20 protein-coding genes are annotated in these 19799 nt (G+C 71.7%); 9 read left to right on the top strand and 11 right to left on the bottom strand.

All coding sequences use genetic code 11. From position 1 onward, the window contains the following. The first annotated feature begins 66 nt into the window (after window positions 1-66). Genes ACIOHP_RS26150 through ACIOHP_RS26160 form a run of 3 tightly spaced genes read left to right on the top strand, consistent with a single transcriptional unit; the run spans window position 67 to window position 3435 of the window. Window positions 67-738: a succinate dehydrogenase gene (locus ACIOHP_RS26150; protein ID WP_401891388.1), complete on the top strand. Its 672-nt coding sequence runs from the start codon at window positions 67-69 to the stop codon at window positions 736-738. A 1-nt stretch (window position 739) separates the two neighbouring features. Then, window positions 740-2689: a fumarate reductase/succinate dehydrogenase flavoprotein subunit gene (locus ACIOHP_RS26155; protein WP_401891390.1), complete on the top strand. Its 1950-nt coding sequence runs from the start codon at window positions 740-742 to the stop codon at window positions 2687-2689. Further along, window positions 2686-3435, top strand: a complete 750-nt coding sequence (locus ACIOHP_RS26160) for a succinate dehydrogenase/fumarate reductase iron-sulfur subunit (protein ID WP_401891391.1) — start codon at window positions 2686-2688, stop codon at window positions 3433-3435. Before ACIOHP_RS26155 ends, ACIOHP_RS26160 begins: the two co-directional genes overlap by 4 nt. Before the next feature lie 77 nt (window positions 3436-3512). Here the strand turns inward: ACIOHP_RS26160 and ACIOHP_RS26165 are convergent, their stop codons facing one another. Beyond that, a complete protein-coding gene (locus tag ACIOHP_RS26165) occupies window positions 3513-5501 on the bottom strand; it encodes a hypothetical protein (protein ID WP_401891392.1) in 1989 nt (662 codons plus the stop codon). Window positions 5502-5778: 277 nt separating this feature from the next. On the opposite strand from ACIOHP_RS26165, the gene ACIOHP_RS26170 reads away from it, so the two are divergent. Genes ACIOHP_RS26170 through ACIOHP_RS26185 form a run of 4 tightly spaced genes read left to right on the top strand, consistent with a single transcriptional unit; the run spans window position 5779 to window position 8229 of the window. After that, window positions 5779-6546 carry a GNAT family N-acetyltransferase gene (locus ACIOHP_RS26170; RefSeq protein WP_401891394.1) on the top strand — a complete coding sequence of 256 codons (768 nt, stop codon included), beginning with the start codon at window positions 5779-5781 and terminating at the stop codon, window positions 6544-6546. Then, on the top strand, window positions 6546-7361 hold the full coding sequence (locus ACIOHP_RS26175; RefSeq protein ID WP_401891395.1) for a lysophospholipid acyltransferase family protein: 816 nt from the start codon (window positions 6546-6548) through the stop codon (window positions 7359-7361). Before ACIOHP_RS26170 ends, ACIOHP_RS26175 begins: the two co-directional genes overlap by 1 nt. Before the next feature lie 7 nt (window positions 7362-7368). Continuing rightward, window positions 7369-7770 carry an AraC family transcriptional regulator gene (locus tag ACIOHP_RS26180; protein WP_361557626.1) on the top strand — a complete coding sequence of 134 codons (402 nt, stop codon included), beginning with the start codon at window positions 7369-7371 and terminating at the stop codon, window positions 7768-7770. 48 nt (window positions 7771-7818) lie between these two features. Further along, window positions 7819-8229 (top strand): VOC family protein, encoded by a 411-nt coding sequence (locus ACIOHP_RS26185; RefSeq protein WP_361557629.1) that lies wholly within the window; start codon window positions 7819-7821, stop codon window positions 8227-8229. Here the strand turns inward: ACIOHP_RS26185 and ACIOHP_RS26190 are convergent. From ACIOHP_RS26190 to rpmF, 4 genes are read right to left on the bottom strand one after another with little or no spacing between them, the layout of a single operon-like run. After that, entirely contained in the window at window positions 8226-10589 is a 2364-nt protein-coding gene (locus ACIOHP_RS26190) for an ATP-binding cassette domain-containing protein (RefSeq protein WP_401891397.1), read from the bottom strand. The genes ACIOHP_RS26185 and ACIOHP_RS26190 overlap by 4 nt on opposite strands. A gap of 11 nt (window positions 10590-10600) precedes the next feature. After that, entirely contained in the window at window positions 10601-11599 is a 999-nt protein-coding gene (locus ACIOHP_RS26195) for an LLM class flavin-dependent oxidoreductase (RefSeq protein WP_401891399.1), read from the bottom strand. Window positions 11600-11648: 49 nt separating this feature from the next. After that, on the bottom strand, window positions 11649-12836 hold the full coding sequence (locus ACIOHP_RS26200) for a GTP-binding protein (protein ID WP_401891400.1): 1188 nt from the start codon (window positions 12834-12836) through the stop codon (window positions 11649-11651). Between the two features lie 6 nt (window positions 12837-12842). Further along, window positions 12843-13013 carry a 50S ribosomal protein L32 gene (gene rpmF / locus ACIOHP_RS26205; protein WP_401891402.1) on the bottom strand — a complete coding sequence of 57 codons (171 nt, stop codon included), beginning with the start codon at window positions 13011-13013 and terminating at the stop codon, window positions 12843-12845. A gap of 119 nt (window positions 13014-13132) precedes the next feature. Between rpmF and ACIOHP_RS26210 the strand changes: the two genes are divergently transcribed. Then, window positions 13133-13624 (top strand): hypothetical protein, encoded by a 492-nt coding sequence (locus ACIOHP_RS26210; RefSeq protein WP_361491091.1) that lies wholly within the window; start codon window positions 13133-13135, stop codon window positions 13622-13624. 10 nt (window positions 13625-13634) lie between these two features. Here ACIOHP_RS26210 and ACIOHP_RS26215 read toward each other — a convergent pair whose 3' ends face one another. From ACIOHP_RS26215 to egtA, 5 genes are read right to left on the bottom strand one after another with little or no spacing between them, the layout of a single operon-like run. Beyond that, a complete protein-coding gene (locus tag ACIOHP_RS26215; protein ID WP_327720951.1) occupies window positions 13635-13856 on the bottom strand; it encodes a dodecin in 222 nt (73 codons plus the stop codon). A 43-nt stretch (window positions 13857-13899) separates the two neighbouring features. Continuing rightward, the gene (egtD, locus tag ACIOHP_RS26220; protein WP_401891404.1) at window positions 13900-14862 is read right to left on the bottom strand and encodes an L-histidine N(alpha)-methyltransferase; all 963 of its coding nucleotides are present in this window, start codon (window positions 14860-14862) and stop codon (window positions 13900-13902) included. Continuing rightward, window positions 14859-15650 (bottom strand): ergothioneine biosynthesis protein EgtC, encoded by a 792-nt coding sequence (gene egtC / locus ACIOHP_RS26225; protein WP_401891405.1) that lies wholly within the window; start codon window positions 15648-15650, stop codon window positions 14859-14861. Before egtC ends, egtD begins: the two co-directional genes overlap by 4 nt. Further along, window positions 15650-16960: an ergothioneine biosynthesis protein EgtB gene (gene egtB, locus ACIOHP_RS26230; RefSeq protein WP_401891406.1), complete on the bottom strand. Its 1311-nt coding sequence runs from the start codon at window positions 16958-16960 to the stop codon at window positions 15650-15652. Before egtB ends, egtC begins: the two co-directional genes overlap by 1 nt. Continuing rightward, window positions 16957-18246 carry an ergothioneine biosynthesis glutamate--cysteine ligase EgtA gene (egtA, locus tag ACIOHP_RS26235; protein ID WP_401891408.1) on the bottom strand — a complete coding sequence of 430 codons (1290 nt, stop codon included), beginning with the start codon at window positions 18244-18246 and terminating at the stop codon, window positions 16957-16959. The genes egtB and egtA overlap by 4 nt, the downstream gene beginning before the upstream one ends. A 276-nt stretch (window positions 18247-18522) precedes the next feature. Here egtA and ACIOHP_RS26240 point away from each other — a divergent pair, with 276 nt between their 5' ends. Then, entirely contained in the window at window positions 18523-19338 is an 816-nt protein-coding gene (locus tag ACIOHP_RS26240; RefSeq protein ID WP_401891409.1) for a TIGR02452 family protein, read from the top strand. Here ACIOHP_RS26240 and ACIOHP_RS26245 read toward each other — a convergent pair. Continuing rightward, window positions 19323-19769 (bottom strand): type II toxin-antitoxin system PemK/MazF family toxin, encoded by a 447-nt coding sequence (locus ACIOHP_RS26245; RefSeq protein ID WP_307023171.1) that lies wholly within the window; start codon window positions 19767-19769, stop codon window positions 19323-19325. The two genes, ACIOHP_RS26240 and ACIOHP_RS26245, sit on opposite strands and share 16 nt — an antisense overlap. Window positions 19770-19799: the final 30 nt, after the last annotated feature.

A 19799-nucleotide genomic window follows, 5' to 3' on the forward strand; every position in this document is an offset into this window, starting at 1 on the left:
TCGGCCTCCCGGGCCCTAGCGTCTTGAGCCATGGCTCTGGCAACGCGGACGGACCGACGACCGTCCATGGCACGCACGGTGTGGGACAGCTCCGTCGGCAAGAAGACCGTCATGGCGGTCAGCGGGCTGATCATGCTGATGTACCTGGTCGTCCACATGATCGGCAACCTGAAGATCTTCTTCGGGCCGGGCGAGTTCAACCACTACGCGCACTGGCTGCGCACGCTCGGCGAGCCCTTCATGCACTACGAGTGGACGCTGTGGGTGATCCGGGTGGTGCTGGTGGTCGCGGTGGTCGCCCACGCGATCTCGGCGTACCAGCTCAGCCGCCGCGACCTCAAGGCGCGCCCGACGAAGTACGTGCACAAGAAGCCGCGGTCCAGCTATGCGACGCGGACCATGCGCTGGGGCGGGATCATCCTCGGCCTGTTCATCGTCTGGCACCTGCTGGACCTGACGACCGGCACCGTGCACTCGGGCGGCTTCCAGGAAGGGCGGCCCTACCAGAACGTCGTGGACACCTTCTCCACCTGGTACGGCAACGTCATCTACATCCTGGCGGTCTCGGCCCTGGGCCTGCACATCCGTCACGGCTTCTGGAGCGCCGCCCAAACGTTGGGTGCCGGCAACCGCACCCGAGACCGCGCCCTCAAGGCCACGGCCGACATCCTTGCGCTGGTGCTCACGGTCGGCTTCCTCGCCGTACCGGTGGGCGTCATGACCGGAGTGGTGAGCTGAGATGACTTCTTACACCGACTACGTGACCGGCGAACCGGTCGTCGACACCAAGGCTCCGACAGGTCCCGTGGCCGAGCGCTGGGACAAGCGCCGCTTCGAGGCCAAGCTGGTCAACCCCGCCAACCGGCGCAAGCACACGGTGATTGTCGTCGGTACTGGTCTGGCGGGTGGTTCCGCGGGTGCGACGCTTGCCGAACAGGGTTACCACGTCGTGCAGTTCTGCTATCAGGACTCCCCGCGACGGGCGCATTCGATTGCCGCGCAGGGCGGTATCAACGCGGCGAAGAACTACCGCAATGACGGCGACTCGATTCACCGGCTGTTCTACGACACCGTCAAGGGCGGGGACTTCCGGGCGCGGGAGTCGAATGTGCACCGGCTCGCGCAGATCTCGGTGGAGATCATCGACCAGTGTGTGGCGCAGGGGGTGCCGTTCGCGCGGGAGTACGGCGGTCTGCTGGACACGCGCTCCTTTGGTGGGGTGCAGGTGTCGCGGACGTTCTACGCACGGGGGCAGACGGGTCAGCAGTTGCTGCTGGGCGCGTATCAGGCGCTGTCGCGGCAGATCGCGGCGGGGAACATCGAGATGCACGCACGTACCGAGATGCTCGACCTGATCGTCATCGACGGGAAGGCGCGCGGGATCGTCGCGCGGGATCTCGTGACGGGGAAGATCGACACCTATTTCGCGGACGCGGTGGTGCTGGCCTCCGGTGGTTACGGCAACGTCTTCTACCTGTCGACCAACGCCATGAACTCCAACGCCACCGCCGTCTGGCGGGCCCACCGGCGTGGCGCGTATTTCGCCAACCCCTGTTTCACGCAGATCCACCCGACGTGCATTCCGCGCACCGGCGACCACCAGTCCAAGCTCACGCTGATGAGTGAGTCGCTGCGCAATGACGGCCGGATCTGGGTGCCGAAGGCCAAGGGCGATACCCGTCCCGCGAACCAGATCCCCGAGGACGAGCGGGACTACTACCTGGAGCGCATCTACCCGTCCTTCGGCAACCTGGTCCCGCGCGACATCGCCTCCCGCGCCGCGAAGAACGTCTGCGACGAGGGCAGGGGAGTGGGCCCGGGCGGCCAGGGCGTCTATCTCGACTTCGCCGATGCCATCGCGCGGATGGGGCGCAAGGCGGTGGAGGCCAAGTACGGCAATCTCTTCGACATGTATCAGCGGATCACCGATGAGGATCCGTACGAGGTCCCGATGCGGATCTATCCCGCCGTGCATTACACGATGGGTGGTTTGTGGGTCGACTACGACCTCCAGACCACCATCCCCGGCCTGTTCGCGGTCGGCGAGGCCAACTTCTCCGACCACGGGGCGAACCGGCTCGGCGCCTCCGCGCTGATGCAGGGGCTGGCGGACGGGTACTTCGTCCTGCCGGCCACCATCAACGACTACCTCGCCCGCAACCCGCACCACGAGCCCGTCACCGTCGAACACCCCGTCGTGCAGGAGGTGTTGGCGGAGACCGAGGACCGGCTGCATCTGCTGCTGTCGGTGGACGGTGACCGCACGCCGGACTCCTTTCACCGCGAAGTCGGCGAGTTGATGTGGGAGTTCTGCGGCATGGCCCGCACCGATGCGGGGCTGCGCAAGGCGCTGGAGCGGATCCCGCAGATCCGTGAGGAGTTCTGGCGCCGCATCAAGGTCCCCGGCACCGGCGAGGAGTTCAACCAGTCCCTGGAGAAGGCCAATCGCGTCGTCGACTACCTGGAACTCGCCGAGCTGATGTGCCTCGACGCACTGCACCGCGCGGAGTCCTGCGGCGGTCACTTCCGCGAGGAGTCCCAGACCCCGGACGGCGAAGCGGCACGCCGGGACGAGGAGTTCGCGTACGCGGCGGCCTGGGAGTTCACCGGCACCGGCGAGGCTCCGACCCTGCACAAGGAAGACCTGGTCTTCGAGTACGTCCACCCCACTCAGCGGAGCTACGCATGAAGCTCACCCTGCGCGTCTGGCGGCAGAAGAACGCCGACGCCGACGGCGCCATGTCCACCTACCAGGTGGACGGCATCTCCTCGGACATGTCGTTCCTGGAGATGCTCGACACCCTCAACGAGGAACTCATCCTGCGCGGCGAGGACCCGGTCGCCTTCGACCACGACTGCCGCGAAGGCATCTGCGGCGCCTGCTCCCTGGTCATCAACGGCGACGCGCACGGCCCGGAACGCACCACGACCTGCCAGTTGCACATGCGGTCCTTCAAGGATGGCGACACGATCGACATCGAGCCGTGGCGGGCCTCCGCGTTCCCGGTGATCAAGGACCTGGTCGTCGACCGGACCGCGTTCGACCGGATCATCCAGGCCGGCGGCTACATCACCGCACCCACCGGCGCCGCACCGGAGGCCCATGCCACGCCGGTGCCGAAGCCGGACGCGGACTTCGCGTTCGAGCACGCGGAGTGCATCGGCTGCGGAGCCTGCGTCGCCGCCTGCCCCAACGGGGCCGCGATGCTGTTCACCTCGGCCAAGGTCAACCACCTCAACGTGCTGCCGCAGGGCGCCCCCGAGCGGGAGACCCGGGTGCTGGACATGGTGGCGCAGATGGACGACGAGGGCTTCGGAGGCTGCACGCTGGCCGGGGAATGCGCGACCGCCTGCCCCAAGGGCATCCCGCTGGTCTCCATCACCGCCATGAACAAGGAATGGCTGCGGGCCACGCGCAAGGTGGCGAAGCGGTAGCGCCCCTCACCGACCGTTCGCCGTCCCGTGCGGACGGGCGGGACCGGGCGTGGTGCTCAACCCCGGTCCCGCCAAGTTCACACGGCCAGGGCCTCGTCGATCAGCTCGCGGAACTCCTCGTCCTGGAGGATCGCGCGATAGTCGCCGTACGCCGAGATACGGCGGTCCTGGTCGCGCAGGGCCCGCAGGGCGTCCCGTACCGTCGGGCCGATCGCGCGGAAGCGGATCAGCGTCCGCAACGCGGGGTAGAACAGGCCGTAGAGCTCGTGGCCACCGGAGGCGAACGTGAGTACCTGCTCCTCCAGGAGCGGGCGGGCGGGCTCGGGTTCCTCCGTCACCGTCCACAGGGCTATGGCCACCTCCACCCCGAAGACGTCCTCGGCCTCCGTCAGAATGCGCCGCAGCTCGTCGGCGTACGGCGCGGCCCGGCGGCCGAAGTCGGCGAGCTGGCCGAACGGGAAGTACGGCGGCTCGCCCGGCTTCGGCAGGGTCTCCCCGAGCGCGCGCAGCGCATCGGCCGGGTCCGCGCCGCCGATGCGCCAGAGGACCCAGTGCAACCACCGGCGGTTCTCCGGTGGTGGGAGGGCCATCCGCTCGCGTATCGCGGGCGCGGCGGAGACGGCGGCGGGGCCCATCGCCGCCAGCGCCTGGGCGGCCTCGTGCCAACGGAAGCGGTCCGGCACGTAGGCCGTGACCTCCGGCAGCGCGGGCAGCGCGGCCGTTCCCCAGGCCTTGAGCGTCGCCAGGAGGTCGGCCGTCACCGATCCTGGCAGGTCGGGGTCGGTCAGGTCCCGCCGCGACTCCTCCCGGACCGCCGGTAGGAGAGTCTCCGCGTGTGCCCGGAGCGGGCCCAGGACGTCCGCGAGGTCGGGGCTGCGCGGGTCGCTGATGACGTAGCCCCGGCCCTGGCGCTCGCGCCAGGTCGCGCAGAGTCCCTCGACCAGGCGGGGCAGCGCCCTCGCGTCGTCCATCCGGGTCAGCGCCCATCGGGCGTGCTCGCCGACGGTGCCCTCCAGGAACTCGTCCTCGCCGGGGTCGTCGAGCAGTGCGGCGAGCCGGTCGGCGTGTGCGGCGGCCCGGGGTCCGAGAGCGGCGAGGAGATGGACGGCCCGGTAGCGCACGGCCGGGTCGGAGTGGTCCAGGAGACCGGCGGCGAGCGGGACCAGCGCGGGTTCGACGGACCGCCGACGCGTCAGCAGCCGCCAGGAGTGGTCCAGTACGGCCCGCAGCAGATCGGTGTCCTCGGCCGGGTCCGCCGTCTCGGCCAGCCGCGTCAGGAACGCGGTCGCCTCGGCGGGCATGTCCTCGAACAGGACGGCTGTCCAGAAGGCGACAGCCTCGCGGGTGTACGGGTGCTCCCCGTCCGGCATGTACCAGACCGCCTCCCAGCGTGACCGTACGGCGGGGTCGACGAGGGCCGTCAGCAGCCGCTCCCGTTCCCGCAGCGCGATCCCCGGGTCCGCCTCCGAGGCGGCGTGCACGGCCGCGGCCCGTACGACGGGGTCGTCGTCCCGCAGCGCCTCGGCCAGGACCGCGCGGACCTCGGTGACCTCGGGGAGCCGGCCCAGCATGAACAGCACGGGCAGCCGTACCGACAGATCCGGCTCGGCCCGCCACCGCTCCAGCAGCCGGGCGGAGCCCTCCGCGAGGGGCACGGCCAGCCGTCGTACCGTCGGGTCCGGGTCGGAGAGCAGGGCCTGGATCGTGGCGTGCTCCTGTTCCCAGGCTGCCGCCCAGCCCGGGTCCAGCAGGTGCGGCGCGCAGTGCCTCGCACACGAGGCCAGGCTGTCCAGCAGCTCGACGAGCGTGCCGCGGGCGCCCGTGCGGGGGTCGGCGGCGAGCGCGACGAGGAACGGCAGGGTGGCCGTGGCCGCCGGGCCGACACCGAGCTCCCGTTGCGCGAGGGCGGAGAACAGCGGCCAGCAGTCGTCCTCGGCCGACGCCGGACCGCTGCGCAGGAGATGGAGCAGCACCCGGCGGACCTCCTGGATCGACACGCCGGGATACATCGACGTCAGCCGCTCCCAGGGCAACTCCTCCAGCGCCTGTACCGAGAGTTCCCCCACGCGCGTGCGCCTCCGTTCCCGGTGATCAGTTCCGGAAGGGAGACGGTCCCGCGGGGCCAGGGGTTGCCTCACCCCGTCGGCCATCTGTCCGACACCGGCCCGTCGACGGAGCCCGGCACCCCCGACATCCGGCCCGAGCCGTTCAGCCGCCCCACACCCGCGCTCCCGGAAGCGGTCACGTACACGCCAATCGGCACAGGAAGAACAGAGGGTGCGGGCCGGATCCACCGGCCCACCGGGTGCCGTCCCCGAACCGGCCCGTGACCTGGAGTGAGCCATGACCGTCGTATCCGCTCCGGACTCCCCGCCCCTGTCCGCCGCTCCCACCCGCTACACCGTCACCCTCGCCCGCGACGAATCCGACGTACGCGCCGCCCAGCGGCTGCGGCACGACGTGTTCGCCGGGGAGATGGGCGCCCTGCTGTCCTCCCCGCAGCCGGGCCACGACATCGATCCCTTCGACGCCTACTGCGACCACCTGCTCGTCACCGACACCCTCACCGGCCAGGTCGTCGGCACCTATCGACTGCTGCCGCCCGAGCGGGCCGCGGTGGCCGGACGGCTGTACTCCGAGAGCGAGTTCGACCTGTCCCGCATCGACGCCCTCCGGCCCGGCCTCGTCGAGGTCGGCCGCTCCTGCGTGCACCCCGACCACCGGGACGGTGCCGTCATCGGGCTCATCTGGGCCGGCATCGCCCGCTACATGCTCGACCGCGGCCACGAGTGGCTGGCCGGCTGCTGCTCGGTCCCGCTCGCGGACGGCGGCGCGCTGGCGTCGGCGGCCTGGGAGCGGGTGCGGGACAAGCACCTGGCACCGCAGGAGTACCGCGTACGACCGCTGCTGCCCTGGGTCCCGGGACAGCCCGCCGCCGGCCGCGGTGAGCTGCCCACCCTGCTGCGCGGCTACCTCCGCCTCGGCGCCTGGGTCTGCGGGGAGCCGGCCCACGACCCGGACTTCGGGGTCGCCGACCTGTACGTGCTGCTGTCGATGCGCCGCGTCAACCCGCGCTATCTGCGGCACTTCCTCTCCCTCGTACCGGCCTGATGAGCGTCTGGCTGCCCAGCGCGCCCTGCACCCCCGGGGCGTGTGTGGAGCCGACGGGGTCCGGCACGGCGGTACCGCGCGCCGTGCTGCGCCTGGCGGCGGTCATGGTCCTGGTGCTCGCCGGGGTCGTGCTGTCGCCGTTCGGCGGGCTGATCCCCGCCGAGTCGGTGCGGCGGTGGTGCCGGTGGATCGTACGGGCCGCGGGGGTCCGGGTCCGTGTCACCGGCGCCGCCGCGCCCACCGGCGGACTGCTCCTGGTCGCCAACCACATCTCCTGGCTGGACATCCCGCTGCTCGCCGCCGTGCGCCCGGCCCGGATGGTCGCCAAGACCGAGATCCGGCAGTGGCCGGTGGCGGGCGCGGTGGTGGCCCGGGCCGCGCTGTTCATCGAGCGGGACCGGCTGCGGGCCCTCCCTGACACGGTCGCCCGGATCGCGCGCGAACTCAGCGGCGGGCAGGCGGTCGCGGTGTTCCCCGAGGGCAGCACCTGGTGCGGACGCGCCCAGGGCACCTTCCGCCGGGCCGTGTTCCAGGCCGCCCTGGACGCCGGGGTCCCGGTCCAGCCGGTGCGTCTGCGCTACCGGCTCGACGGCGGCACGGCCAGCACCGCGCCCGCCTTCGTCGGCGAGGACACGCTGCTCGCCTCGGTGTGGCGGGTGGTGTCGGCGCGGGGGCTGGTGGCCGAGGTGGAGGTACGGGACGTCATCCCGCCCGGCAGCCATGCCGACCGCCGTTCCCTCGCGCTGGCCGCCCAGCCCGCGACGTCGCACCGACCCGGCTGGATCCACTCGGCGCTGGTCGCAGAGGTGATGTGATGGCGGTGTGAGCCGCGCCGTCGAAGAGACCAACCGCCGCATGCTGCGGGCCCGTGACGCCATGGACCGCGCCTACGCGCAGCCGCTGGACGTTCCGGCCCTGGCCCGGATCGCCCTTGTGTCCCCGGCGCACTTCGCCCGCACCTTCCGTGCCACGTTCGGTGAGACACCGCACCGCTATCTCCAGCGGCGCCGAGTCGAACGGGCGATGTTCCTGCTGCGGGAGACCGAGCGCAGTGTGACCGACATCTGCTTCGCGGTCGGCTTCGGCAGCCCGGGGACCTTCAGCCGCACCTTCCGCGACATCGTCGGCCGGTCACCGAGGACGTACCGCCGGCAGACCTCGGCGATCGCCGTACCGACGTGCTTCACGAAGGCGTGGACGCGGCCGAGGGCCTCGGCCGACTGAGCAGTTCTGGATAAGTTTTCGTCCGGCCCGCTCGATAGCGTGAGGCGCATGTTCACCGCCATCACACACTCACAGATCTACGTCCTCGACCAGGACGAGGCCCTCGACTTCTACGTCGGCAAGCTCGGCCTGGAGGTCAACACGGACGCCGACCTCGGTTTCATGCGCTGGCTCACCGTCAACGTCCCCGGCCACCCGGACCGGCAGATCCTGCTGGAGCGGCCGGGACAGCCGGCGCTGTCCGAGGAGACGGCGGCCCAGGTCCGCGACCTGCTCACCAAGGGCGCCATGGGCGGCCACCTCATCTTCAGCACCGACGACTGCCGCAAGACGTGCGAGACCCTGCGCGGCCGCGGTGTCGAGATCACCGACGAACCCACCGAGCGCCCGTACGGCATCGACTGCGGCGTACGCGACCCCTTCGGCAACAGCATCCGCTTCACCCAGCCGAACGACTAGCCGCGCCGACCGTCGGCGGGGGCGCCCGGTGCTCCGATCGCCGCGGCCAGATACGCCGCCGTGGCGCTGCCCTTCGCCCGGGCCACCTCCGTGGGCGGCCCCGTCGCCACGACGCGGCCGCCCGCGTCCCCGCCGCCCGGTCCCAGGTCGATCACCCAGTCCGCGTCCGCGACGACGGACATGTCGTGCTCGACGACGATGACGGTGTGTCCGATGTCGACGAGGCCGTGGAGCCGGCGCATCAGCACCTCGACGTCGGCCGGGTGGAGACCGGTGGTCGGTTCGTCGAGGAGGTAGAGGGTGTGGCCGCGGCGCCCGCGCTGCAACTCACTGGCCAGCTTGATGCGTTGGGCCTCGCCGCCGGAGAGTTCGGTGGCGGGCTGGCCCAGCCGCAGATAGCCGAGGCCGACGTCCAGGAGCGTGCCGAGGCTGCGGGCGACGGCGGGGGTGTCGGCGAAGAACTCCGCCGCGGACTCCACCGTCAGGTCAAGGACCTGGGCGATGTTCCGCTCCCGGTACGTCACTTCGAGCGTCTCGGCGTTGTAGCGGGCCCCGCCGCAGTCCGGGCACGGCGCGTACGTGCTCGGCAGGAACAGCAGCTCGACGCTGACGAAACCCTCGCCCTGACAGGTCTCGCAGCGTCCCCCGGCCACGTTGAAGGAGAACCGGCCGACACCGAAACCGCGTGACCGGGCCTGGTCCGTGGCCGCGAACTCCTTGCGTACGACGTCGAAGAGGCCGGTGTAGGTGGCCAGGTTGGAGCGCGGGGTGCGGCCGATCGGCCGCTGGTCGACGCGGACGAGCCGTCCCACGCCCGCGGACTCCTCGGTGATCTCCCCGATGAGCGTGGACTTCCCGGACCCGGAGACGCCCGTCACCGCCGTGAAGGCGCCCAGCGGGAACTCCGCCGTCACCCCGCGCAGGTTGTGCCGGGTGACCGGGCCGACCTTCAACTGCCCGCTCGGAGAGCGCACTTGACGTACGGGCGCGGGGGAGCGGCCGAAGAGGAACCGCGCCGTCTCCGACCCGTCGACCGCGGCCAGTTCCGCCACGGGACCGCTGTGCAGCACCTCGCCGCCGTGCTCACCGGCGCCCGGACCCACGTCCACCAGCCAGTCCGCACCGCGCACCACGTCGAGGTGGTGCTCCACCACGAACACCGAGTTGCCGGCCGCCTTCAGCCGCGCCAGCACCGTCAGCAGTGCCTCGGTGTCCGCCGGGTGCAGTCCGGCGGAGGGCTCGTCGAGGACGTACACCACTCCGAACAGGCCGGAGCGCAGCTGGGTCGCCAGCCGTAGTCGTTGCAGCTCACCGGCGGAGAGGGTGGGGGTGGAGCGGTCGAGGGCGAGGTAGCCGAGACCGAGTTCGAGGACGGGTGCGATACGGGAGGCGAGGTCGTCGGTGAGGACGCGCGTGGTCTCGTCGACGGCGCGCAGATGCCCCATGAGCTCCGTCAGCGGCAGCGCCGCGAGCTCGGCGATCGTCCGTCCCGCGAAGGTCACCGCGAGCGCCTCCGGCCGTAGCCGGCTGCCGCCGCACGCGGGGCAGGGCGCGCTGCTGAGGAAGCGCTCCGCCTTTGTCCGCAGTGTCGGGCTCTTGGAGTCCGAGAAGGTCTTCATCACATAGCGCCGGGCGCTCATGTACGTGCCCTGGTACGGCCGTTGGATGCGGTCCGCGTCCCGCACCGGGTGCACCGTGACGACCGGCTGCTCGTCGGTGAACAGGATCCACTCCCGTGCCTCGGCGGGCAGCTCGCGCCACGCCCGGTCCACGTCGTATCCGAGCGCGTCCAGGATGTCCCGCAGGTTCTTCCCCTGCCAGGCGCCCGGCCACGCCGCGATCGCACCCTCCCGGATCGACAGCGACGGATCGGGGACCAGCAACTCCTCGGTCGTACGGTGCACTTGGCCCAGCCCATGGCACTCCGGGCACGCCCCCGCCGCCGTGTTGGGCGAGAAGGCGTCCGAGTCGAGCCGCTCGGCGCCCGGCGGGTGGTCACCGGCCCGGGAGAACAGCATCCGCAAGGAGTTCGAGAGGTTGGTGACCGTCCCGACGGACGAACGGGACGTCGGCGCCGCACGCCGCTGCTGCAGCGACACCGCGGGCGGCAGCCCGGTGATCTCCCCGACCTTCGGCGCCCCCACCTGATGGATCAGCCTGCGGGCGTACGGCGCGACCGACTCGAAGTACCGCCGCTGCGCCTCGGCATAGATCGTCCCGAACGCCAGCGACGACTTCCCGGACCCGGAGACCCCGGTGAACACGGCCAGCACGTCCCGCGGGATGTCGACGTCCACACCCTTGAGGTTGTGCTCTCGGGCGCCGCGGACTCGGACATACGGGTCGTGGGGGTGGTGCATGAGGGGGAACTCTAGTCGGAGACGATCGAGGCGAGCCGTCGGTAGGAGTCCAGCAGCGCGTCGCGGTCGTGGCTGCTGGTGGTGACGAGTACCTCCTGTGCGCCCGTCTCCTTCAGTACCGTCTCCAGTTCGTGCGCCACCTGGTCCTCGGTGCCGGCGATGTGGCCGGTGAGGCCGGACTCGTAGAGGTCGCGTTCCTTGGCGGTCATGGTGAGGGCCTCGACGCGCTCGGCGGCCGGCAGGGGCGGGAAGGTGCCGTGGGTGCGGGAGTGGGCCATGGACCAGGCCTCCGGGACCAGGAGGCGGCGGGCGTCGGCGGGGGTGGCGGCGACCGCGATCGTGCCGGAGATCACGACGTACGGTTCCGGTGCCCAGGGGGAGGGGCGGAAGTGGGCGCGGTAGTGGTCGATGCCGTGCTGCATCCGGTCGCGGCCGCGGAGGTCGCCGATGACCATGGGCAGGCCGGCGCGGGCCGCGATCGCGGCGCCCTCGCCCATCGCGAGGACGAAGGGCGGCACCGTCAGACCCTCCGCGGGGCGCGCGTGCACACCGGTCGGGGAGGTGCCGCGGAACCAGCCGAGCAGTTCGTCGAGCTGGCCGGCGAAGTCGTCGGCGTCGTCCTTGCCGCGGCCCAGTGCCTTGCGTACGCCGTCGGTGAAGCCGACCGAACGGCCCAGCCCCATGTCGATGCGGCCGGGGAAGAGGGACTCCAGGACGCCGAACTGTTCGGCCACGACCAGCGGCCGGTGGTTGGGCAGCATCACACCGCCCGTCCCCACCCGGATCGTCCGCGTCGCCGCGGCCACGGCGGCGGCCAGCACGGTCGGGGCGGAACCGGCGACGCCGGGTACCCCGTGGTGCTCCGAGACCCAGAACCGGTGGTATCCGAGCCCCTCCAGCTCCTGCGCGAACCGCACGGTGTCGCGCAGCGCCTCGGCGTTCGAGTGGCCCTCACGGGTGCGGGAACGGTCGAGGACGGAGAAGCGGGTGGCGGCGATCAGGGAGGTCACAAGGAGTTCAACGCCAAGGACGCCGTGACATTCCCGGCGTCGCCCGGTGTCAGGAGGCGGACACGGCGTGTTCCTGGGCGGATACGGCGTGCTCGTGCTCGCAGGTGTCGTCGATGCCGTATGTGTCCCAGGCCGGGAAGGGGTCGGTGTCGGGGACGCTCTCTCCCGGGGCCATGAGGCAGGCCGCGAGGGCGCTGTGGAGCTGCGCTGCCTGCAACTGCGTGCCGATGAGGACCAGCTCCTGTGCGTACGGCGCCTCGTCGTCGCGCGCCGCCGACGGCTCGAAGCGGGCCACCGACCCGGCCTGGGACCACAGGCCCGTGACGTGCGGGCGGGTGGACAGAGAAAAGAAGCCCTTCGAGCGGAGGACGCGGCCGTATGTCCCGCTGTCCAGGTCCTCCGTCACGAACGTCCACAACCGGGCGGGGTGGAAGGGGAGTTCGGAGCGGAAGACCGTGGAGGAGACGCCGTACTCCTCGGTCTCGGGGACGTGGTCGCCGTTGAGTTCCCGGACCCAGCCCGGCGCCTGCTGTGCGCGCTCCAGGTCGAACAGGCCGGTGCCCAGGACCTGTTGGAGGTCCACGCGGGCGTGGCGTGCGTCGACGATACGGGCGACGGGGTTCAGCCGGCGCAACGCCGCCCGCAGCCGGTCCGCGGCGTCCGTGTCCACCAGGTCGAGCTTGTTGAGGACGATGACGTCCGCGAACTCGATCTGGTCGACCAGCAGATCGCTGACCGTGCGCTCGTCGTCCTCGAAGGGGGCCAGCCCGCGCTCGGCCAGTTCGTCGCCGCTGTCCAGCTCGGGCAGGAAGTTGGCCGCGTCCACGACCGTGACCATGGTGTCCAGGCGGGCGACGTCCCCGAGCGTGGCCCCGTCGTCGCGGGCGAACGCGAAGGTGGCCGCGACAGGCATCGGTTCCGAGATGCCCGACGACTCGATGAGCAGGTGGTCGAAGCGGCCCTCGCGGGCCAGCCGGTCCACCTCCTCCAGCAGGTCGTCGCGGAGGGTGCAGCAGATGCAGCCGTTGGTCATCTCGACCAGGCGTTCCTCGGTCCGTGACAGCGCGGCCTCGCCGCCCCGCACCAGCGCGGCGTCGATGTTGACCTCGCTCATGTCGTTGACGATCACGGCGACGCGCAGGCCCTCGCGGTTGGCCAGGACATGGTTGAGCAGCGTGGTCTTGCCCGCCCCGAGGAACCCGGACAGGACGGTGACCGGCAGGCGGTCGTACGGCATCGGGGCTCAGCCCTCGGGACGCAGCAGGCCGCGTTCGTAGGCCTTCACGAGGTTCTGCGGTACGAGGTACCGCACGCCGTCGATGGTGACGGGCACCAGGGAGGGGGTGGCCGCCTTCCACTGTGCGCGGCGGTGGCGGGTGTTGCTGCGGGACATCTTCCGCTTGGGGACAGCCATGACAGGGACCTCCTCGGTGGGACAGCGAGCACCGAGGACGCTACATGAAAATGGATCCCATTAACAATTGGTCGTGTGAGGGCCTCCCGCCTCCGCCCGCGGGTTCTAGGGTGGGGCGCGTGACCGACAGCAGCAGACCGCCCCTCGCCGTGTTCGACCTGGACAACACCCTCGCGGACACCGCCCACCGGCAGCGCTTCCTGGAGCGCACGCCCCGCGACTGGGACGGCTTCTTCGCCGCCGCGCCCCAGGACCCGCCCCTGGCGGAGGGCATCGCCCTGGTCCTGGAGAGCGCCGAGGAGTGCGAGGTCGTCTATCTCACCGGCCGGCCCGAGCGCTGCCGACAGGACACGCTCGACTGGCTCGCCGCCCAGGGGCTGCCCGAGGGCCGTGTCCACATGCGGCGCGACAACGACCGCAGGCCCGCCCGGCGCACCAAGCTGGAGACCCTCCGCCGGCTCGCCCGCACCCGTGAGATCCGGGTGCTGGTGGACGACGACGAACTGGTCTGCGAGGACGCCGAACGGGCCGGGTTCACCGTCGTACGGGCGCGCTGGACCGCCCCCTCCGCCGCGCTGAGGACCGCGCAGGAGCGGGAGGGGCGGACCTGAGCCGGTGCCGCTACTCCGAGTCCGACTCGTCCAGGCGGAAGCCCACCTTCAGGCCCACCTGCCAGTGCGCGACCTGTCCTTCCTCGATCTGGCCACGCACCTGCGTCACCTCGAACCAGTCGAGGTTGCGGAGGGTCTGGGAGGCACGGCCGATGCCGTTGCGGATGGCCTGGTCGACGCCGTCGGGCGAGGTGCCGACGATCTCGGTCACCCGATAGGTGTGATTCGTCATGGCTCCACCGTGCCCCAAGTGGCGGCGGAGCGCGAGCCGTCCGTCACCGCACCGTGCTCAGCGACAGCGCGAACCGGCCCTGTTCGTCCGTCCACCAGTGGGCCAGTTCCAGGCCGGCGGCGGACAGTTCGGCCCGCACGCCCTCCTTCCGGAACTTCGCCGACACCTCGGTGTGCAGCTCCTCGCCCGCCGCGAAGTCGATGGCGAGATCCAGCGCCGGGATCTTCACCGTCTGCGCGGTGCGGGAGCGCAGCCGCATCTCGATCCACTCGTTCTCCGCGTCCCAGAGCGCCACATGGTCGAAGGCGCCGGGATCGAAGTCGGCACCCAGTTCGCGGTCGACGACGGTCAGGACGTTCTTGTTGAACGCCGCCGTCACCCCGGCCGCGTCGTCGTACGCCCTGACCAGCACGTTCTCGTCCTTGACGAGGTCCGTGCCGAGCAGCAGGGCGTCACCGGGGGAGAGCAGGGCACGGACCGAGGCGAAGAACTCCGCCCGCTCGGCCGGCAGCAGATTGCCGATCGTGCCGCCCAGGAACGCCACCAGCCGGGGGCCCGGCGTCCCGGGCAGGGCGAGCTCGGCCGTGAAGTCGGCGATCAGGGCGTGCACGTTCAGCCCCGGCCGCTCCGCGATCAGCGCGTGCCCGGCCTGTGTGAGGGCGCTCTCGCTGACGTCGACGGGCACGTACGTGTGCAGGTCGTTCAGCGCGTCGATGACGTACCGCGTCTTCTCCGAGGAGCCGGAGCCCAGCTCGACGAGGGTGCGGGCACCGGAGGCCGCCGCGATCTCGGCGGCCCGGGCGACGAGGATCTCCCGCTCGGCGCGGGTCGGGTAGTACTCGGGCAACTCCGTGATCCGGTCGAAGAGTTCGCTGCCGTGGGCGTCGTAGAACCACTTCGGCGGCAGGGTCTTCGGCGTGCGGGTCAGGCCGCGCAGGACGTCGGCGCGCAGTGCGGCCTCGGTGGCGTCCTCGGGCAGGGTGCGGGTGAGAAGGAACGGGCTCACGTACGGGGCTCCTTCGACGGTGCGATGGCCGAGGCGGCGTCACTCGGCTCCTTCAGTGGGGTGAGCAGCACGTCCGTGCGGCTCGCCGCGAGCAGGGTGTGGTCGGGGACCTCCTGCCAGCGCGGATCGTCGTCGTAGGGCTCGGAGGCGACGACCGTGCCGCGGGAGGACGTCAGGTACCACAGGGTGTCGCCCCAGGTGGTCGCGGCGATGGTCTCGCCGTTGGTGAGGAGGAGGTTGAGGCGCGAGCCGGGGGCGGCCTCGGCGACCTCCAGGACCGTGTCGGCCAGCGCCTGGCTCTCGTCGTCGCCGGCGCGGAGGCGGGCGAGGACCAGGGCCCAGACGAACGCCGAGTCGTTGCGGGCCTCCATCGCCAGCAGGTCGGCGGCGGGCAGGGTCGGGGTCAGCGGTGCCAGGGAGCGCGGCCAGCCCTTGACCGCGCCGTTGTGGCTGAACAGCCACGACCCGCTCGCGTACGGCGCCGCCGCGGCCTCGGCGTCCGCGCCCGCCAGCGTGGCGTCACGGACCGCGGCGAGCAGAGCCGAGGACCGCACGACCCGGGCCAGGTCCGCGAAGGACTGGTCCGCCCAGATGGGGCCGGCCCGGCGGTAGCGGGCCGGCACCGGGTCGTCCCCGGCGTACCAGCCGACCCCGAAACCATCGGCGTTGACGGTGCCGTGGCGCTGGTGCCGGGGTGCCCAGGACTGGCGGTACAGACTGTGCGAGGGCTCCGTGAGGAGCCGCCCGAGCGGCTCCTCGTGGCCCAGATACGCCAGGTGACGGCACATCAGACGCCCTCCGCGGAACGGGCGGTGCGGAAGCCGGAGAAGATCTGCCGCCGGATCGGGTAGTCCCAGTTGCGGAACGTGCCCCGGCAGGCCACCGCGTCGACGGCGAATGAACCGCCGCGCAGCACCTTGTGCTCGGGGCCGAAGAACACCTCCGAGTACTCCTTGTACGGGAACGCCTCGAAGCCCGGGTACGCCTGGAAGTCGCTCGCCGTCCACTCCCACACGTCGCCGATCAACTGCCGTACACCGAGCGGGGATTCGCCCTCCGGATAGCTGCCCGCCGGGGCCGGGCGCAGATGCCGCTGGCCGAGGTTGGCGTGCTCGGGCGCCGGGTCGGCGTCACCCCACGGGTAGCGCATCGAGCGGCCCGTGGTGGGGTCGTGGCGGGCGGCCTTCTCCCACTCGGCCTCGGTGGGCAGCCGCCGCCTGGCCCAGCGGGCGTACGCGTCGGCCTCGTACCAGCTCACGTGCACCACGGGCTCGTCGGGCGGCACGACCTCGGTGACGCCGAAGCGGCGGCGCAGCCACTGGTCGCCGTCCCGCCTCCAGAACAGCGGGGCGTCGATGTCGTGCTGCCGGATGTGGTCCCAGCCGGCCGGCGCCCACCATCGGTCGAGCCGGTAGCCGCCGTCCTCGATGAACTCCTGGTACGCCTCGTTGGTGACCGGCGCCGTGTCGATGTAGAACGGCGCCACCTCCCGCCGGTGCGCCGGGCGTTCGTTGTCCAGCGCCCACGGCTCGTCGGAGGTACCCATCATGAACGGGCCACCGGGCACCAGGACTTCGGCCGGACCGGTGTAGAGAGGCGCCGGTGCCGGGTCGGGGGCGGTCAGGGCCTGGGGGCCGGTGCGGAGCTGATGGGTGATCAGCATCGTCTCGTCGTGCTGCTGTTCGTGCTGCGCGATCATCCCGAAGGCGAACCCCGCCTCGGTGAGCCGCGTGCCGTGGAACGCGGTGGACTCGAGCAGGTCCAGGACCCGGCCACGCACCTCCCCGGCGTACCGGCGGGCCTCGTCGGGCGGGAGCAGCGGCAGCTTCGGCCGTTCCGCGCGCGGGTGCTCGAAGGCGTCGTACAGGCCGTCGATCTCGGGCCGCATCGCCTCCCGCCCCGCGACATTGCGCAGCAGCCAGAGTTCCTCCTGGTTGCCGATGTGCGCGAGGTCCCACACCAGCGGGGACATCAGCGGTGAGTGCTGGGCGGTGAGGTCGGGGTCCTCGACGCAGCTGGTCAGCAGCGTCGTGCGGTCGCGCGCCGTGGTGAGGGTGTGCAGCGCCCGGACGCGGAGCGTCTCGGCGTCGTCGGTCATGAGCGGAGGTCCTTCCCGTGCAACCGGTCCAGCAGATCGTCGGCGGGGCAGCGGCCCTGGCGTACGTACCGCTCCAGGTACGCCGCTACGGCGCCCGTCACCTCGGCGGTCGCGCCGAGCCGGGGCAGGGCGTCGAGGGCGGCCGTGAAGCACTGGACGGCCACGTCGTGCAGTTCCGGGTCGCCGAGGCCGGTGCGGGCCGCGTCGAGCCACAGCGGGTTGTGCGGGGCGGGCGGCCCCATTGCCCGCTCGGCCAGCGGCTTCACCGCGCGGTAGGCGGTCTCGGCGGCCTCGGGGTCGTCGAAGAGCGCCGTCGTCACGGCGAGCGGCACGATCCAGCCGTCGTCGCCGGGCTGGGCGTCGATCATGCGCAGCTCCAGGTGGCCGCGCGGTCTGATCGGCGGGAACAGCGTGGTGAGGTGGTAGTCGAGGTCCTCGCGGGTCGGCGGCCTCGGCGTCGCGGAGCGGGTCCAGTCGCGGAAGGTCATGGCGTCCGGAACGTCCCAGGCGCGGCCGTCCTGCCGGATGCACATCACCGGGGCGTCGAGCACGTGCCGCGCCCACGCCTCGCGCGGATCTCCGTCCAGCGGGGGAGCGCCCGCGCGGCCCGCGCCGATCTCCATCCACAGCAGCTGGCGGGTGGAGACCCAGCCGGTGGGCTCGCGGCCGGCCAGCGGGGAGTTGGCGAAGGCGGCGACCAGGACCGGGCCCAGCTGGTGGGCCAGCCACCAGCGCCGCCCGTGCCCGAGTGGCCCAGGCTCCTCGTAACCGGCGTCCAGGCACACCTGCACGGAGGCGGAGGTGCACATCATGGCGCGACCGGCCGGGCCGGTGCGGTCCAGGCACGCCTCCATGGCGTCGTAGCGGGGTTCGTGCAGATACCGGCGGGGTGAGTGCCAGGGATCGTGGCCGACGCCGACGAGGCCGAGACCGTGCCCGGCGAGCGTCGCGCGGACGGCGTCGAGATCGGCGGAGACGGTGTCGATGCACTCCGTCAGGGAGGCGGCGGGCAGGGAGCTCAGCTCCAGCTGGCCGCCGGGCTCGACGGTGAGTGCCGAGTTCAGCGGAACGGCCCGCAGTGCGGCGTAGGCCGCTTCGAGCCGTTCGGGTGTGACGGGGAGCTGCGGCAGGCGCAGCTCGTGGACGAGCCATTCCACCTCGACCCCGACGGTGCGGGGTGGTCCGGTCTTGAAGCAGATGCCCCGGACAAGGGCCTCCACCTCGGCGGCGGACAGAGCGGTGCGGGGCTCCGTACAGTCGCTACAGTCGGTAACCGAATCGGACATGTCGGGATCCTCCTGAGATTCCACCATGTCGCCGGCCCGGATGATGTTGGCCGGACCGGCATAACTCGTCCCACCCAAAACCCTCGAGGCGAATCGCACAAGAGTGCATATCGTCGTAATCAGGGCTGACGATCTCCGTTTTCTCTGCGTTCGCTGGGGGTTTCCAGGCCGGGAAACTCCGTTGCACCGGATGACCAGCATCGCCCACGATGCCTGCATGAGCACGACGGGGGAGCGCGCACGGCGCGCGTTCGCGGCGCCCACGGGGGTGGCGCCATGAGCGCGCGCCTGCGTGGCATCGCACAGCAGACGGAGCAGATCGTCGAGGCGGGCTTCTATCGCGCCTCCGACGGACGCGAGGTGTCCATCGCGGCGCCGACCGAGGCCGCACGGGCCGGTACGCGGATGTACGGGCCGGACCCCGTGCCCGTGCCGGAGCTCCCGCCCGGCGACACGTTCGTCGAGGTCACGGGCGAGAGCAGCCTGGAGGCCGCCCGTCGGCTCGGCGGTGTGCCGGCCGTCCTGAACTTCGCCTCGGCCCGCAACCCGGGCGGTGGCTATCTCAACGGCGCCCAGGCCCAGGAAGAGGCCCTGTGCCGCGCCAGCGCGCTGTACGTCTGCGTACGGGAGGCCAGGGACTTCTACGACCACCACCGCGCCCACCGCGACGCGTTCTACACGGACCGTGTCATCCACTCACCGGCCGTGCCCGTGTTCCGGGACGACCGCGGCCGTCTGCTGGACGAGCCGTACACCGCGGGCTTCCTGACCGCGGCCGCGCCGAACGCGGGCGTCGTACGGCGTACGGTGCCGCAGCGCACGGCCGAGCTGCCGCGCGCCCTGGCGGTGCGTGCCGAGCGAGTGCTGGAGGTGGCGGCGGCCGAGGGGTACCGGAGGCTGGTGCTGGGCGCGTGGGGTTGCGGGGTCTTCCAGAACGACCCCGCGCAGGTGGCGGGGGCGTTCCACGCACTGCTGGGGCCGGGCGGGCGGTTCGCGTCGGTGTTCGAGCACGTGGTGTTCGGGGTGCTGGACCGCACGCCCGGCCACGTAGTGCGGGGTGCTTTCGAGAAGACCTTTCAGGTCCAGCCGTAGCGCTCGTGCAACCGCTGCCTGACCAGGTTGAACCGCATCCGGTCCAGCGCACAGGCCTCCCGGCGCATACCGTCCTCGTGCAGGCGCAGGATGCGGTCGACGGCCACCCAGGAATCCCGGCCGGTGCGGTCCCAGGGCCCGCTGCCGATCGCCACCCACTCCCGGTCCCCGTCGTGGCGCTTGCTGGACAGCTGCACGGCGAGGAACGTCCCGGCCGCCTCCCGGGCGACCACGAGCACGGGACGGTCCTTGCCGCGTCCGTCGTTCTCCTCGTAAGGCACCCAGGTCCACACGATCTCGCCCGGGTCGGGGTCGCCGTCGTGCGCGGGTGAGTACTCGGTGCGCACCCGGCCCACCTCGCGGGGGTCGGCCTCGGTGGTGGCGGTGGCGCCGGAGCGGCCGGGGACGTTCTCATCGGTAAACGCAGTCACGGGGGCACCTTAGAGGCTGCCCCCGTGATC

The organism is Streptomyces sp. NPDC087859, from assembly GCF_044742595.1.
GTDB lineage: Bacteria > Actinomycetota > Actinomycetes > Streptomycetales > Streptomycetaceae > Streptomyces > Streptomyces canus_F.